Source organism: Curtobacterium subtropicum, assembly GCF_030362975.1.
GTDB classification, from domain to species: domain Bacteria; phylum Actinomycetota; class Actinomycetes; order Actinomycetales; family Microbacteriaceae; genus Curtobacterium; species Curtobacterium subtropicum.
Genome location: NZ_JAUCMM010000002.1, coordinates 406,070 through 421,320 on the forward strand (window position 1 = coordinate 406,070; position 15,251 = coordinate 421,320).

Genomic DNA, 15,251 nt, shown 5'->3' on the forward strand with positions numbered 1-15,251 from the left:
CGGACCGACCGGTGCCACCATGGACCGCCCGGCCACCCGAACCGGGACGGACCCCGTCCACCACGACGACGCGGGCCGCACGACGATCGGGTACCCGGTCGTCCGCCCGACACCCCACCCCCACGAGGAGCAGTTCACCATGCACCGCCCCAAGCGCTTGACCATCACCGCGGCCGTCGCCGCCGCCGCAGCCCTCGTGCTGACCGGCTGCTCGGGTGGCGGCGCGTCGGACGACGCGTCCACCGGCACGAGCAAGGGCGGCACGCTCGACATCCTGACGGCCCAGACCGCGCTGCACTGGGACCCCGCGACGAGCCAGAGCCTCGGCATCACCTCGATGGGCCTCGTCGCCCGGCGCCTCACCACGTGGGACGTCCAGCCCGGGAAGACCGCGAAGGTCGTCCCGGACCTCGCGACCACCACGGGTGCGTCCAGCGACGGCGGCAAGACCTGGACGTACACGCTCAAGGACGGCCTGAAGTTCCAGGACGGCACGCCGATCACCTCGAAGGACATCAAGTGGGGGATCGAGCGGTCGTTCGCGCCGAACCTCACCGGTGGCCTGAGCTACCACAAGTCCCTGCTGGTGGGAGGCTCGGACTACCAGGGCCCCTTCGAGGGGAAGACGCTCGACAGCATCGCGACCCCGGACGACAAGACCATCGTCTTCACGCTCGACGCCCCGTACGGCGACTGGCCGTGGCTCGCCTCGATGCCGGCGTTCGCCCCGGTGCCCGAAGGTGAGGGCACGGACACCGGCGCCTACGACGCGAAGCCCGTGTCGAGCGGCCCCTACCAGATCGAGTCGAACACGCAGGGCTCGCAGGTGACGCTCGTCCGGAACAAGGAGTGGAGCGCGAAGACCGACAGCATCCGCACCGCCGGTCCGTCGAAGATCGTCTTCAAGGAGAGCCAGGACGCCTCCACCACGACGCAGAGCCTGATCGCCGACAACGGCGACGCGAAGGACTCCTTCGGCGCACAGTTCCTCGGAGCCGCCGAGCTCAACCAGGTGCGGGCCAACCCGGCCGCCCAGGACCGCCTCGCCACGAGCAAGGCCGGCCCCATCACGTACATGGCGATCAACACGCAGCGCGGGAAGCTCGCGGACCTGAAGGTCCGTCAGGCGCTGCAGTACGCGGTCGACCGCAAGTCGTTCCGCATCGCGGCCGGCGGCGCGCTCGCCGGCGAGTACGCGTCGACCCTCGTGACGCCGGGCATCGCGGGGCGCAAGGACTACGACCTGTACGAGACCGGCGCGACCGGCGACGTCGACAAGGCGAAGCAGCTCCTGCAGGAGGCCGGGGCGACGGACCTGGAGCTCACCCTCGTGACCCAGAACGACCCGACGTACCTGGCGCAGGCGCAGGCCCTGCAGGCCGGGCTCAAGCGCGCCGGCATCACCGTGACGCTCAAGCCGCTCGACTACGACTCCTTCACGCAGGCCACCACGAACGGCACCGACTTCGACCTGTCGCTGTCGAGCTGGCAGCCGGACTTCCCGAGCGCGAACGCCAACATCCAGCCGCTCTACGACTCGTCGCAGATCGGTGGGGGCGGCTACAACGTCTCGAAGTACAGCAACCCCGAGGTCGACGCCCTCATCGCGAAGGCGACCGGCACCGTGGACCAGTCCGAGGCGCAGCAGCTGTGGGCGCAGGCGGACCGTCGCATCATGGAGGACGCTCCCGTCGTCCCGTTGATCTACGCGAAGCAGTCCTTCCTGGCCGGGTCGAACGTCGAGAACTTCCGCATCGCGGACTTCCCGGCCTACCCGAACTACCTCAAGGTCTCGCTCGCGCAGTGAGTGCACCGCTGCTCGAGGTCGAGGGGCTCCGCGTCGCGTTCGGCGACGCGGAGCCCGTCGTCCGTGACGTCTCCTTCTCCCTGACGCCCGGCCGGGTGCTCGCCCTGGTCGGCGAGTCCGGTTCGGGCAAGTCCGTCAGCGCCATGGGCGTGCTCGGACTCCTGCCGTCCGCCGCCCGGGTGTCGGGCAGCGCCCGGTTCCGCGGCACCGAGCTCGTCGGTGCCGCCGCGGACGAGTTGCGTGCCGTCCGGGGTGCGGGCATCGGGGTCGTGTTCCAGGAGCCGATGAACTCGTTCACCCCGGTCCTGTCGATCGGCACGCAGATCGCCGAGGCGGTCCGGGCGCACCCGACCGACCTGGACCGTGCGGGGGTCTCGGCGCGCGTGGACGAACTGCTCCGCGCCGCGGGTCTGCAGGACCCCGCGCGGATCCGGAAGGCGTACCCGCACGAGCTGTCCGGCGGACAGCTGCAGCGGGCGATGATCGCGATGGCGCTCGCGGGCGACCCCGTCGCGTTGTTCGCCGACGAGCCGACCACCGCGCTGGACGTCACCGTGCAGGCCGGGATCCTCGACCTGCTGCGTCGGCTCGGTCGTGAGCGCGACCTCGCCGTCCTGCTCATCACCCACGACATGGGCGTGGTGGCGGACGTCGCGGACGAGGTGCTGGTCATGCGCCGCGGCGACCCCGTGGAGCACGGGACGGTCGCCGAGGTCTTCGCGCACCCCGCCGCCGACTACACGCGGGAGCTCCTCGCCGCGGTCCCCGCCCTGGAGGCACGCCCCGCGTCCGGCGACGAGGTCGAGTCTCGTGCCCAGCGACCGTCCTCGGGCTCCGCGGCGCGAGGAACGTCGCCCAGCGCGAGTCTCGCGTCGGCAGCCGAGCCCGGAGCCGTGGTCGCGCGGCTGCGCGACGTCGCCGTGCGCTACGCACGTCGCGGCGACCCCACCGTGCGCGGGATCGACCTCGAGCTCGCCGCCGGGCGCACGCTCGGCCTGGTGGGGGAGTCCGGTTCGGGCAAGTCCACCATCGGCCGCGCACTCGCCGGACTCGTCCCCGTCGTGGACGGGTCGGTCGAGGTCGACGGCCACGACCTGCGCACCGCTCGCGGGAAGCGCCTCCGCGAGCTCCGCAGCCGCGTGGGCATCGTCTTCCAGGACCCGGCGTCGTCACTGAACCCGCGACAGACCATCGGGTGGAGCATCGCCGAACCACTGCTCGTGCACGGGGAGGGCACGTCGGCGTCGCGTGCAGACCGCGCCCGCGAGCTCCTGACCGCGGTGCAGCTCGACCCGTCGTGGACGGAACGGTTCCCGCACCAGCTGTCGGGCGGGCAGCGGCAGCGTGTCGCCGTCGCGCGGGCCCTGGCGCTGCGGCCCGCGTTGGTGATCGCCGACGAGCCGACCAGCGCCCTCGACGTGACGGTGCAGGCCGCCGTGCTCGACCTGCTCGCGGACCTGCAGGACGAGTTCGGCTTCGGCATGCTGCTCATCAGCCACGACCTGGCCGTGGTGCGCCAGCTCGCCGACGACGTCGTCGTGCTGCACGACGGCCGCATCGTCGAACGCGGCACGACCTCGGCCGTGCTCGACCACCCGCAGCAGGACTACACGCGCATGCTGCTCGCGGCGGCTCCGGTCGCCGACCCCGAGCGGCAGGCCGCCCGCCGCGACGCCTGGCGTGCCTGGGAAGGAGTGGTCTCGTGACCGCGAACGTCGTCGACCGGCCCGTCTCCGCGTCGGCCGGACGGACCACCGGCTTCCGCGCCGTCGTGCGCCGGGTCCGTCGGGACCGCTGGGCCGTGGCCGCTGCGATCGTCATCGCCGTGTTCGTCGTCGTGGCGATCGCCGCACCGCTGATCGCCGCCGTGACCGGGCGGGACCCGTACCGCTACGACGTCGACGCGCTGAACGACTTCGGCGCGCCCCGTGGCGCTGCCGGCGGGGTGAGCGGCGAGCACTGGTTCGGCGTCGAGCCGCTGACCGGTCGCGACCTCTTCGCCATCGTGACCTACGGCGCGCGGACCTCGCTGGGGATCGGCCTCGCCGCGACCGCCATGTCGATCGTCATCGGGGTCCTCGTCGGAGTCACGACGGGGTTCCTCGGCGGGTGGTACGACCGGGTGCTGTCGCGCGTCGTCGACGTGATCTTCGGGTTCCCGTCCCTGGTCTTCATGATCGCGCTCACCGCGGTCGTGCCGACGTCGTTCCCGAAGCCGCTGCTCGTCGTGCTCGTCATCGGGTTCTTCGGCTGGCCCTCGGTCGCCCGGGTCGTGCGGGGGCAGACGCTCTCGCTCGTCAGCAGGAACTACGTCGTCGCCTCGACGGCGATGGGCGCCGGGCGCTGGCACGTCATCCGCAAGCAGCTCCTGCCGAACCTCGCCGCGACGATCACCGTCTACGCGACCATCTCGATCCCGTCGATGATCGGCGCCGAGGCCGCGCTGTCCTTCCTGGCCGTCGGGGTGAACCCGCCGACGCCGTCGTGGGGCCGCAGCATCGGCGACGCCATCGGTTGGGTGCAGACCGACCCGATGTACCTCGTCTTCCCCGGAGCCGCACTGTTCCTCATCACCCTCGCCTTCAACGTGCTCGGTGACGCCCTGCGCGACGCCCTCGACCCGCGAGGAGCCGACCGGTGACCACCTTCCGCTTCCTGGCGATCCGGATCCTCGGCGCCGTCGTCGTGCTGTTCGTCGTCGCGGCGATCACCTACGCACTGTTCATGCTGCTGCCGACGAACCCGGCGCGGGCGATCTGCGACAAGCCGTGCACGCCGGAACGACTGGCGGACGTCCGGGCCTTCCTCGGCACGGACAAGCCCTGGTTCGCGCAGTTCGGGGCATACCTCGCGGGCATCTTCGCCGGCCGCACGTTCGGCTCCGGTGCGTCGACGATCACGTGCGCGGCGCCCTGCTTCGGCTACTCGTTCCAGCTGCACGACAGCGTCACGAACCTCATCGCGTCGCGCCTGCCCGTCACCGCGTCGATCGCCGTCGGTGCCGCCGTGCTCTGGCTCGTCGCCGGTGTCGCGGGCGGTACCGTGTCGGCGCTGAAGCGGGGGACACTGGCCGACCGAGCCGTCATGACCGTCGCCGTCGCCGGGGTGTCCTCGCCCGCCTACCTGATCGGCCTGCTCGCGATCCTGCTCTTCGGCTTCACCCTCGGCTGGCTGCCCACGAGCGGCTACGTGCCGTTCGTCGAGGACCCCGTCGGCTGGGTGACGCACCTGGTGCTGCCGTGGTGCGTGCTCGCGTTCATCAGCGCGGCGATCTACGCCCGGCTGACCCGTGGCGAGATGCTCGAGTCGATGTCGCAGGACTTCGTCCGGACCGCTCGGGCCAAGGGGCTCCGGGAGCGCCAGGTCGTGGTCCGGCACGGGCTCCGGACGGCGATCCTGCCCGTCGTGACGCTGTTCGGGCTCGACCTCGGGTCGCTGCTCGGTGGTGCGGTCATCACCGAGAAGGTGTTCTCGATGCAGGGCCTCGGGGCGTTGCTCATCGACGCGGTGCACACCCTCGACCTGCAGGTGGTCGTCGGCTTCACGGTGTTCTCGGCGCTCCTCATCGTCACCGCGAACGTGATCGTGGACGTGGTGTACGCGTTCGTCGACCCGCGGGTGCGGCGCCGGGCGTGAGGCGAGTTCCGGGCCGCCCGGATCCGCAAGACGCAACGTCGGCGACTGCTCGCAGCGGTACACCGCTGCAAGGAGTCGCCGACGTTGCGTTCCGCGATGAGAACCGCCGCGCTCCTAGAAGTACGTGATCCCGTGCGGCGTCCGCGCCGGTGTGAGCATCGCCCGCAGCAACGCCGGCGCCGCCGGGTCCGTCGCCCGCACGAGTCCGGCCGCCGCGAGCGTGACCGGCGACACCGAGCCGATGAGCACCGCGCCGAGGTCCGCCACGTCGAGCCGCAGGTCGGCCTCGCCGTCGTCGCCCTCCGACAGTCGCGTGACCGTGCCCTGCCCGTCGACGACGTCGAGCCGGTAGGTCCCCGCTGCGAACCCCATCGCGTCGGACACCGCGAGCGTCAGCGACCCGTCGACCGCGTACGGCCGGCTGCCGAGCACCGCAGGCACGTCGAGCACCCGCAACCAGACGTGGTCCTCCTCGTGCTCGACGTCGTACGCGCGGTTGTCGCCGAGCGCCGCGACGATCGGGTCGTCGAGCCGCGAGCGGTTGTACCGCACGACGTCGTTCAGGTCGATCGACAGCAGGAACTCCCACAGCGACAGGTAGGCCTCGTCGGTGGCGTAGACGAGGTCGACGACCTCGAGCACGGTGTCCTCGCCCCCGCGGCCCTCCTTGACGCGCCACGTCACGTACCCGTCGATCTCGGACGGGTCGACGCCGGCGCCCTCCGGCCGGTGCACCGCGGCGCGGACGTCCTTCGCGGGGGAGCCGTCGCCGTTCCGCTGCCCGAGGACGATCGGCCAGGTGCCGGCGTTCCGGACCATGGACCCCGGCGTCCGCGCGTCGAAGCGGTCGAACACGGCGCGGCCGGTGCCCTCGGCGAGCCACTCCGGCGTCACGATCGTCACGGTGCCGGTGGTCGGCGCGAGCAACGGCAGGGCACGTTCGCGACGCACCGTCACCGCGCGCTCGCGGATCGCGCAGCCGAAGCCGAAGCGTCGGTAGATCGTGCCCTCGGAGGCGGTGAGCGACGCGACGGCGTAGCCCTCGGCCACACCGCGCTCGAGCGCGTGGGTCATCATGCGGCGGAGGATCCCGCGTCGGCGCTCGGTCGGGCGCACCGTCACGGCGGAGATCGCCTGGGTGTCGACCGAGGCGCCCTCGCCCCACGTCAGGCGCTTCCGGAACCACGTGAAGGTCCCGGCCGGCCAGGTCTCGTCGACCGAGCCGGGAAGAGGGTCGCGCAGGTAGGCCCCGAGGAACGTCTCCTGGTCGGCGATGAAGTGCGACGCCATCCGCGCAGCGCCCTCGGCATCGGGGTGCGTCTCGTGGAACCCCAGCTCCACGGCGTGCATCCACGCCTCCGTCTCCGCTGACGGCGCCCCCTGTGCATCGGTCGTCGGCGCGAACTCGCGCAGGTCGTAACGGTCGTCGAACGCATCGTTGCTGGCCACGAGCCCGACCCTACCGGTGTGGTCCACCCGGCGGCCTCCCTCGGACGGCGGACCAGCGCGGTGACCGTGTGGTGGGGCGACGCCGTGACCGGGTGTCGGGGTGACGCCGTGACGGGATGGCGGACGGGAGGCGCGTGGCCGTGTCCGCCACGCGCCTCCCGTCCGTCGTGTGGTCACCTGACGGACCGTGGCCGGTCAGGGCGTACCGCGTCGCGCCTCCTGCGCCACCACCTCGTCGAGGTCCGCAAGCTTCCGCATCTGCTGCAGCGGCCGCGCCATCCGGTTGTTGTCCCGCAGGGCGGGCTCGGTGCGCGACAGGAACGCCCAGTAGCCGGCGGTGAAGGGGCAGGCGTCCTCGCCGAGTCGCTTCGTCGGGTCGTACCGGCACCCGCCGCAGTGGTCGGACATCCGGTCGATGTAGCGGCCGCCGGACGCGTACGGCTTCGTCGCGACCATGCCGCCGTCGGCGTGCTGCGACATCCCGATGATGTTCGCCGGCATCACCCAGTCGGTGCCGTCGACGAAGACGTCGGTGAACCACTCGGTCAGGTGCACGGGGTCGTAGCCGCGCTGCAGCGCCCAGTTGCCGAGCACCATGAGCCGCTGGATGTGGTGCAACCAGCCGTGGTCGTGCAGGCCCTCCATCGCGGTGGAGAGGCAGACCGCGTCGATCGCCGACGCGTCGAGCTCGCGCCACCAGCGGGGGAGCCGCTCGTGCGCGTCGAGGGCGTTCTCCTCGGCGCCGTAGTCGTCGCCGAACCACCAGTAGAGGTGCCAGACGTAGTCCCGCCAGCCGGCGACCTGGCGGACGAAGCCCTCCACGCTCGCGAGCGGGGCGTCGTGGTCGCGGTGGGCGGTGAGCGCTGCCTCGACGACCTCGAAGGGGTCGAGCACGCCGAGGTTCATCGGCACGCTGAGCAGCGAGTGCGCCATCGTCCAGTCGTTCGTCAGCGTGGCGTCCTCGAACGGGCCGAAGTCGCCCAGGCGGACCTGCACGAAGTCGTCGAGGGCCTGCCGCGCCTCGTCCGCAGTGACGGCGAAGCGGCGTGTGTCGTCCCGGCCGACGAACCGGACCTCGCCGTCGCGTTCCCAGCGGTCGAGGTCGTGTCGCACCTCGTCGTCGATGTCGTCCTCGGTCGGCCACCAGGGTTCCGGCAGCCCGAGCGTCGTCGCGCCCTTGGGCGGCTGTTCGCGGTTCTGGTCGTCGAGGCTGAACTTCCCACCGACGGGCTTCTCCGACTGCATCAGCCAGCCCTCGCGGCGGCGGACCCGCTCGTAGTGGGTCTCCATCCGGAAACGACCGGTGCGCTCGGCGGCCCACTCCGCGAACTCGGCCTCGTCGGTGATGAACCCGCGGCTCGGCAGGACCTCCGTGCCGCGTCCCCAGTGCCGGACCTGCGCGCGGAGGGTGCGGGAGGGCGGATCGACCACGTCGAGGTCGTCGCGTCCGACCAGGGCGTCCTTCAGGGTGTCGACCTGCACGTGCTCGGCCCGGTCACCGAGCTCGCGCACCCGGTGCCGCAGGGCGCTCAGCCACAGGTGCGCCTTCGCCCGGTGCATCGGCCGGGCGGTGAAGAACTCGCGCGCCTCGACCACGAGCGCGGGGCCGCCGTCGTCGAACAGCGGGCCGTACTGCCCGGGGAGGACGAGCCGGGTGCGTTCGGGGGCCATGCTCGGACGGTACCGACGGCGGGTGTCCTCCGGCTGACGGCCCTTGTGCCCCGGTGGTGCCCCGGTGGTGTCGTCGTGTTGCCCCGGTGGTGCCGCGGTGTTGTCGTCGCAGGACTTGCCGCTCAGCTTCGATGCCGGCGGCATGTCGTGCGACCGGAACGTCCGCAGGCGGCACGTCGTGCGACCAGGGCCGTCGACGACCAGGGCCGCCGACGACCAGGGCCGTCGACGACCGGTGTCGTCGACGGCCCTGGTCGGTCCCGCGCTAGGAGTTGTCGATCACGCGGACGAAGTCGACCTTCATCTGCTGCGGGAACGTCGTCGACGCGTCCGGGTACCCGGGCCAGTTGCCACCGACGGCGAGGTTCAGCACGATGAAGAACGGCTTGTCGAACACCCACGGGTTCCCGTTCGTGTCCGCCGGGGTGACGGTCCGGTAGGCCACGCCGTCCACCGACCAGGTGATCGAACCGGGCTTCCAGTCCACCGCGAAGGTGTGGAACGTGTCCGCGAACGACCAGCCCTGCGGGTGCTGGTACGGCGTGGAGATGCCCTGCCCGCCGGAGTAGCCGGGGCCGTGCACCGTCCCGTGCACGGTGGCGGGCTCCTTGCCGACGTTCTCCATCACGTCGATCTCTCCGGATCCCGGCCAGCCGCTCTGCGGCAGGTCCGCACCGAGCATCCAGAACGCGGGCCAGATGCCCTGACCACGGGGGATCTGGATGCGCGCCTCGACCCGGCCGTACTGCGGCGTGTACTTCCCCTGGGTCGTCAGACGCGCACTCGTGTACGAGCCGTCCGCCTTCCGCTTCGCGGTGATCACGAGGTTGCCCTGCCCGTCGAGCGCGGAGTTGCTCCGGGAGTCCGTGTACGTCTCGAGCTCGTTGTTGCCCCAGCCGCCACCACCGGTCTCGTTCGTCCACACCGAGCGGTCCGGGGCGCTCCCCGCGGCGCCGTCGAAGTCCTGCGACCAGACGACGTCGCCCGTGGCCGCCTGCGCGGTCGCCGCCGTCCCGAGCGTCGGGGTGACGCCGACTGCGACCGCGGCCGCACCGGCGAGCGTGAGCGCGACGAGTCGTCGCGTCGACCGTGCGGCGCGCATCAGTTGTACGACCCGAGGCGGTTCGGTGCGGTGTTGCCCGCCGGGGTCGGCACCGCTCCGCCGACGCCGTTGATCACGCTCGAGATCGTGCCCGTGTCTCCGAGCGACACCGTCACGAGGCTGTGCGCGCGGATGCCCGACGCGGTCGGCGTCTCGAAGGCCCGGTCGGCGTGCACGGACGGGTTCGTGTTGAAGAAGCAGTACACGCCCCCTCCCCAGATCTCGTGGTTCGTCACACCCGACGCGACCTTGTAGGCCGCGTACCCGGCTCCGGTCGGGCTCTGCCACGAGGCGTTGTCCGGCACGTCGTACGGCATCTCGTTCTGGAAGAAGATCGTCCGACCGCGGTTGCCGTTCCAGAGCACCTCGTACTTCTGGTAGTGCTCGACGAACAGTCCGGTGGCGAGGACGTCGTCCCCGTTCACCTCGACGCCGGTGGCGCCGGTGTTGACGTTCCAGCCCGTCGCAGCGCCACCGTGGTCGGCCCGCCACGCCCAGATGTGGTCGACGAGGGTGTCGTCGGCGTTGACCTGCAGTGTCGTCGACGCCTTGCCCTGGATGCTCGACCCGACGCGGAAGAACACGTCCTGGATGCTCTGCGGGTCCGAGGCGTGGTCGACGTGCGTGCCGCCGGTGCCGAGTCGGACGAGCTGCGCACTGTTCTGCGTCCCCGCGTCCACGACCAGGTTCGACACGTTCACCCCGGACACGTCGGAGGTGGTGAGCACCGCGTTGCCGGCGGTCGGCACGAGCGTCGGGAAGCCGATGCCCGTGACGACGGTGTCCGGGCGCGTCACGTTCAGCGCGGCGTTCAGCTGGTACGTGCCCGGGGTGAAGAACAGGTTCAGCCCCTGCGACAGCGCGCTGTTGATCGTCGCCGCGCTGTCACCGGCGTGCGCGACGTAGAAGTTGCGCATCGGGATGTCCGTCCCCGGCGTGTTCGGCCACGTCACCCCGGCGGAGTTCGTCCGCAGCGACGGCACGAACACGTGGTACTTGTTCGACGAGTCGACGTACAGGTACGGCTTCTCACGGGTGACCGGGGTGGTCGACAGCGTCGTCCAGCTCTTCGAGAAGTCGTTCGCCGGGGCGCCCTGCACCCCCTAGAACACCATGTTCCAGTTGCCGCCCTGCCAGCTGCCGAGCGAGGAGTTCCGTGTGTACCACTGCTGCTGCGAGCCGCTCGTGACGGTGCCGTCGACCTTCGAGTCGGCGATGTAGCCGCCGGACGAGTACCCCTGCCCGCCGTCCTGGTTCGACGGCCCCATGGTCAGGTTCCCCTTGATGTGGACGCGTCGCATCGGCGCGGCCTGGGACACCGCCCACCGGTCCGTGCCGCTCTCGGGCACGACGGACAGGTTCTCGGCCGACCGCCAGAAGTTCTGGGTCGCGTTCTTCTCGTCGCCGGCGTTCCACCCGGAGTCGACGTTGAGCGCACCGTTGATCGTCACGTCGTCCGGGTTCTTGCCGAGGCCCGCCACCGACGTGTAGAAGCCGAGGTTCGCCCAGACCCGGCCGTAGCTGCCTGGTTTGAACAGGAAGGCGTACCGCTGCGATCCGAACTGCGCCGTGCTGCTGCGGAGTTGCGAGTTGAACGCCGCGTCGACGTCGGACTGGATCGTCGACGCGGGGGTGGACTGGTCGTATACCTTGACGTTGCTCCCGAAGTCCGGGGTGTCGCTGGTCGGGACGGCTGCCTGTGCCTGTACGGCCGGCGCCAGGGCGCCGACCAGGCCGACCGCCGTGATCGTCGCGAGGAGCGTGCTCATCCGTCGTTGCATGATGCTCGATTCGTCGTCGGGCGGCCCCGTTGCCGCCCGCAACAGACGCTAGACCCGACCGGACGCCGCGGCAGTCGGTGCTGCGGTGGACAAGCGCGTACCCCGTTCGGGGGTCATCCAGGAGGCTCGTCCCACCGCCGCCTCGTCGCGCTCGGTCCGCTGGTCGGTACGCTGCGCGCATGTGGCCGACCGAGCAGGACTGGCGTGCGTCCGTCCCGCGCCGGCTCGCCCGCGCGGTCGAGCGCTGGGACCTGCGCCCCGGCGAGCCGTACACCGGCGGCAGCGTCTCGCACGTCGTGCCCGTGCGGTTGCCCGACGGCGGCGGTGCCGTCCTCAAGCTGTCCCTCCCGCACCGCGAGGCCGAGCACGAGGCCGCGGCGCTCGCGTGGTGGGACGGTGCCGGAGCCGTCCGCATGCTCGCCGTCGATCCGGACGACCCCTTCGTCCTGTTGCTCGAGCGCTGCGACCCCGGCACCCGACTCGCAGAGCGCGACGACCTGCCGGCCGAGGACCGTCTCCGCACCGCGGGCGGCCTGCTCACCCGGCTCTGGGCGGCCGGGGTCCCCGAGGACGGTCCGTTCGCGTCGCTCGCCGAGGTCACCACCGGGTGGGCGGCGCTCGCCGAGGACCGGATGCGCGAGCTCGCACCACCGTTCGATCCCGGACTCGTGCGCCGCGGGACCGACCTGCTCCGCACCCTGCCGATCGGAGCCTCGCGGTCGGTGGTGGTGCACGGCGACGCGAACCCCGGCAACGTGCTCGCGGCCGGGCGGGAGCCGTGGCTCGTCATCGACCCGAAGCCGATGGTCGGCGACCCCGCCCACGACCTGTGCCCGTTGCTCGTGCAGGTCGACGACCCCTTCCGCAGCGGTGGGTCACCGCAGGTCGTGTGCCAGCGCATCGCCGTGCTCGCGGACGTGACCGGTGAGCCCGCGGACCGGATCGCCGCGTGGTGCACGGCGCGGCTGGTCGAGTCGGCGCTGTGGTCCGTCAGCCGTGGTGCACTCGACGACGGCCTCGACGCGGTGGCCCGCGCAGCGGTGGTCGACCGCCTCGCTGGGTGAGCGTCGCGTGACTCAGCGGCGCGGGAGCCCGGCGACGTAGGTCGTGAGCACCGCGGCGGGGTCGACCGGACCGACTGCGCCGACGCGGTAGAGCAGCAGGGCGTCGACGACCCCGACGAGATCCCGCGCGGCCGCGTCCGGATCGACGACGCCGATGCCGTCGAGCAGGGTCCGCGCCGCTCGGACGAGCTCGTCGCGCACTGGATCGGCCCCGGTCAGCGGAGCGCGGAGCTCGGAGTCGTCCCGCAGTTCGACGAGGAGCGCGAGCCGGGCGGCCTGCGCATCGCCACGTGCGGCGAGCGCATCGAGGAACCCGGTCGCGACGGCCACGACCGCGGCGTCGTCCGGATCCTCCGGCAGTCGGAGGCCGGCGACGTCCCCCGCCAGCTGCTCGGTGATCCGTGCGGCGACCAGCGCGAGCAGTGCGCGGCGCGTGGACGCGTAGTACGTCGTCGACCCGGGTGGGACCCCCGCCTCGGTGTCGACCCCGCGGTGCGTGAGCGACCGTGCGCCCCCGCGCGCCACGAGGCGGACCGCTGCGTCGGCGAGGTCCTCGCGTCGTCCCATGGCTTCCCCTCCCGGCTCGGACATCGTACTGTTCTCTACATCTGTAGAGGAACGATCGGGAGGGTGTCGTGCGCGCAGTCGTCGTCGGCGGGGGAGCATCGGGTCGAGCGATCGGGGCGGCGATCGCAGCGCGCGGGTGGGCGGTGCAGCTGTCGTCCCGGAGGACGGGCTTCGACGTCCTGCGAGACGACGTCGTGGCCGCGCTCAACGGGGCCGACGTGGTGGTCGAGGCGACGGGGCGCTTCACGACGGGTCGCCGTCGCGCGACCGACTTCTTCGTCCGGTCGACCACGGCGGTCGGGTCTGCTGCCGCGGCGGTCGGAGCGCGGCACGTCCTGCTGTCGATCGTCGGGTGCGAGCGGCCGGAGGTGCAGGGGTACGGCTACTTCGCCGGCAAGGCCGCCCAGGAGCGGGCAGCGGCGACGACCGGTGCCGAGCTGTCCGTGGTGCGGTCGACGCAGTGGCACGAGTTCGCGGAGCAGAACGCTGGACGGTTCCGGGTCGGGCGGTTCGTCCTCGTCCCGGGGATGACCGTTGCACCGGTCGCCCTGGAGACAGTGGCCGCGGTCGTCGGCGACGTGGTCACGGGCAAGCGATCAGGAAGACGCGTCGAGGTCGCCGGCCCGCAGGTCACGACCCTGCGCGCGATGACCGAGGCGCTACCGGACCCGGCCGGGCGCATCGTGCCGGTGCGCCTCCCCGGGGCGCTCGGGCGGGCCTTCCGTGACGGTGCGCTCCTGCCCGGGCCGGAGGCCGAGATCGTCGGGCCGTCGTTCGACGAGTGGGTCGCCGTGCCGGCCGCACACTGACGGCCGACGGGCTGCGTCACCGCACCGGCGACACCGTTCAGTCGGTCGCACCCCGCGGCGGATCGACGAGCAGGGCGACCCGGTCGCGCAGGTAGTCCTCGAGCGGCACGGCCGTCCCGGCGGTCGGGGACCAGCGGACGACCGGTTCACCGTCGACCACGGCGAGCACGCCGTCGGCGTCGACGAGCGAGTCGTCGAGCGGGATCGGTACGGCGCCGTGGTTGACGGTGTCGCCCTCGGTGAAGTGCCCCTTGGCCGCGGCGGCCCGGTACGCGCGACGCACCTCGGCGGAGACCGACACGAACTGCTGCCGGCCGGGATCGGTCACCCGGGTGATGCGCCCGGTCGCCCACACCCGGCCCGCGGTCTCGGGGGAGGACCCGAGCAGCAGCGCACCGACGCGCCAGACCCGACCGAGCGATCGGATCGTCGGCTCGCGTCGGATGCCGAGGACGGCACGCGGCTCGACGTACTCGCCGAGTGCCTCGTCGCGGACCGCGGCACCCCGGAGGCGGTCCGCGGCGGCGTCGAGGGCGGCACGCGTGCGCTGCACCGCGTCCTGCACGACCCCGTCCGTCACGCTGCCCGAGCCTAGACCGGCACGTCACGCGGGGTCTCCTGGCCGGTGGAATGCGCTCGCTGCCCGTACGGTTGCACGGTCTCGGAACGAGGAGGGCCCATGGGCATCGTGCGGTGGCTGTTCGACGCGCAGCTCGTCATCGGCGACCAGACCGTGCTCTGGCGCGAGGTGATCGGCAACGTGTTCGGGCTGCTCAGTGCGCTCGGCGGGATGCGCCGCCGGGTCTGGGCGTGGCCCGTGGGGATCCTCGGGAACGCCCTGCTCTTCACGGTCTTCATGGGGGCGCTCTTCGACACCCCGAACCCGGTGAACCTGCTCGGCCAGGCCGGCCGACAGGTCATGTTCGTCGCGGTCAGCGTCTACGGGTGGTACCGGTGGACGCACCGTGCGGACGAGGCGACGACCGTCGTCGAGCCGCGGTGGGCCTCCTGGCCGACCCGTGGTCTGCTGGTGCTGGCGCTGGTGGGCGGCACCGCCGTCCTGACCCCGGTGTTCCGCGCCCTCGGCTCGTACGAGCCGGTGTGGAGCGACGCCTGGATCTTCGTCGGGTCGGTGCTGGCGACCTACGGCATGGCGAAGGGGTGGGTCGAGTTCTGGCTGATCTGGGTCGCCGTCGACCTGGTCGGCGTGCCGCTGCTCTTCTCGGCCGGGTACTACGCGTCCGGCCTGATGTACGTCTTCTACGGCGTCTTCACCCTGACCGGGTTCTTCGTCTGGATGCAGCAGGGACGCAAGCCCTCGGCCGCTCCGGTGACGGTGGGCTGATCCGCTCGACAGGTGTCGCC

General features: G+C 72.0%; 14 protein-coding genes. 7 read left to right on the top strand and 7 right to left on the bottom strand.

Going from position 1 to position 15,251, the window contains the following annotated elements:
• Positions 1-19: 19 nt before the first annotated feature.
• Genes QUG98_RS05045 through QUG98_RS05060 form a run of 4 tightly spaced genes read left to right on the top strand, consistent with a single transcriptional unit; the run spans position 20 to position 5,443 of the window.
• On the top strand, positions 20-1,807 hold the full coding sequence (locus QUG98_RS05045; protein WP_289469522.1) for an ABC transporter substrate-binding protein: 1,788 nt from the start codon (positions 20-22) through the stop codon (positions 1,805-1,807).
• Complete coding sequence (locus QUG98_RS05050; protein ID WP_289469523.1) at positions 1,804-3,513, top strand: dipeptide ABC transporter ATP-binding protein; 1,710 nt, start codon at positions 1,804-1,806, stop codon at positions 3,511-3,513. Before QUG98_RS05045 ends, QUG98_RS05050 begins: the two co-directional genes overlap by 4 nt.
• On the top strand, positions 3,510-4,448 hold the full coding sequence (locus tag QUG98_RS05055) for an ABC transporter permease (protein ID WP_289469524.1): 939 nt from the start codon (positions 3,510-3,512) through the stop codon (positions 4,446-4,448). Before QUG98_RS05050 ends, QUG98_RS05055 begins: the two co-directional genes overlap by 4 nt.
• Positions 4,445-5,443 (top strand): ABC transporter permease, encoded by a 999-nt coding sequence (locus tag QUG98_RS05060; protein ID WP_289469525.1) that lies wholly within the window; start codon positions 4,445-4,447, stop codon positions 5,441-5,443. Before QUG98_RS05055 ends, QUG98_RS05060 begins: the two co-directional genes overlap by 4 nt.
• A 114-nt stretch (positions 5,444-5,557) precedes the next feature.
• Here the strand turns inward: QUG98_RS05060 and QUG98_RS05065 are convergent, their stop codons facing one another.
• The 5 genes from QUG98_RS05065 to QUG98_RS05085 form a co-directional block, all read right to left on the bottom strand.
• Complete coding sequence (locus QUG98_RS05065) at positions 5,558-6,892, bottom strand: GNAT family N-acetyltransferase (protein ID WP_289469526.1); 1,335 nt, start codon at positions 6,890-6,892, stop codon at positions 5,558-5,560.
• A 195-nt stretch (positions 6,893-7,087) separates the two neighbouring features.
• Positions 7,088-8,563, bottom strand: a complete 1,476-nt coding sequence (locus tag QUG98_RS05070) for a cryptochrome/photolyase family protein (protein ID WP_289469527.1) — start codon at positions 8,561-8,563, stop codon at positions 7,088-7,090.
• Positions 8,564-8,828: 265 nt separating this feature from the next.
• Positions 8,829-9,665: a glycoside hydrolase family 16 protein gene (locus tag QUG98_RS05075; RefSeq protein ID WP_289469528.1), complete on the bottom strand. Its 837-nt coding sequence runs from the start codon at positions 9,663-9,665 to the stop codon at positions 8,829-8,831.
• Positions 9,665-10,765, bottom strand: a complete 1,101-nt coding sequence (locus QUG98_RS05080; RefSeq protein WP_289469529.1) for a pectate lyase-like domain-containing protein — start codon at positions 10,763-10,765, stop codon at positions 9,665-9,667. Before QUG98_RS05080 ends, QUG98_RS05075 begins: the two co-directional genes overlap by 1 nt.
• A 3-nt stretch (positions 10,766-10,768) precedes the next feature.
• Positions 10,769-11,434 carry a hypothetical protein gene (locus tag QUG98_RS05085; protein WP_289469530.1) on the bottom strand — a complete coding sequence of 222 codons (666 nt, stop codon included), beginning with the start codon at positions 11,432-11,434 and terminating at the stop codon, positions 10,769-10,771.
• A 191-nt stretch (positions 11,435-11,625) separates the two neighbouring features.
• Here QUG98_RS05085 and QUG98_RS05090 point away from each other — a divergent pair, with 191 nt between their 5' ends.
• The gene (locus tag QUG98_RS05090; RefSeq protein ID WP_289469531.1) at positions 11,626-12,510 is read left to right on the top strand and encodes an aminoglycoside phosphotransferase family protein; all 885 of its coding nucleotides are present in this window, start codon (positions 11,626-11,628) and stop codon (positions 12,508-12,510) included.
• Between the two features lie 12 nt (positions 12,511-12,522).
• On the opposite strand, the gene QUG98_RS05095 is transcribed toward QUG98_RS05090, so the two are convergent.
• The gene (locus tag QUG98_RS05095) at positions 12,523-13,077 is read right to left on the bottom strand and encodes a TetR/AcrR family transcriptional regulator (protein WP_289469532.1); all 555 of its coding nucleotides are present in this window, start codon (positions 13,075-13,077) and stop codon (positions 12,523-12,525) included.
• A 68-nt stretch (positions 13,078-13,145) separates the two neighbouring features.
• Here QUG98_RS05095 and QUG98_RS05100 point away from each other — a divergent pair, with 68 nt between their 5' ends.
• Positions 13,146-13,886, top strand: a complete 741-nt coding sequence (locus tag QUG98_RS05100; protein WP_289469533.1) for an SDR family oxidoreductase — start codon at positions 13,146-13,148, stop codon at positions 13,884-13,886.
• A 37-nt stretch (positions 13,887-13,923) separates the two neighbouring features.
• Here QUG98_RS05100 and QUG98_RS05105 read toward each other — a convergent pair whose 3' ends face one another.
• Positions 13,924-14,466 (bottom strand): hypothetical protein, encoded by a 543-nt coding sequence (locus tag QUG98_RS05105; protein ID WP_289469534.1) that lies wholly within the window; start codon positions 14,464-14,466, stop codon positions 13,924-13,926.
• Between the two features lie 99 nt (positions 14,467-14,565).
• On the opposite strand from QUG98_RS05105, the gene pnuC reads away from it, so the two are divergent.
• The gene (gene pnuC / locus QUG98_RS05110; protein WP_289469535.1) at positions 14,566-15,231 is read left to right on the top strand and encodes a nicotinamide riboside transporter PnuC; all 666 of its coding nucleotides are present in this window, start codon (positions 14,566-14,568) and stop codon (positions 15,229-15,231) included.
• Positions 15,232-15,251: the final 20 nt, after the last annotated feature.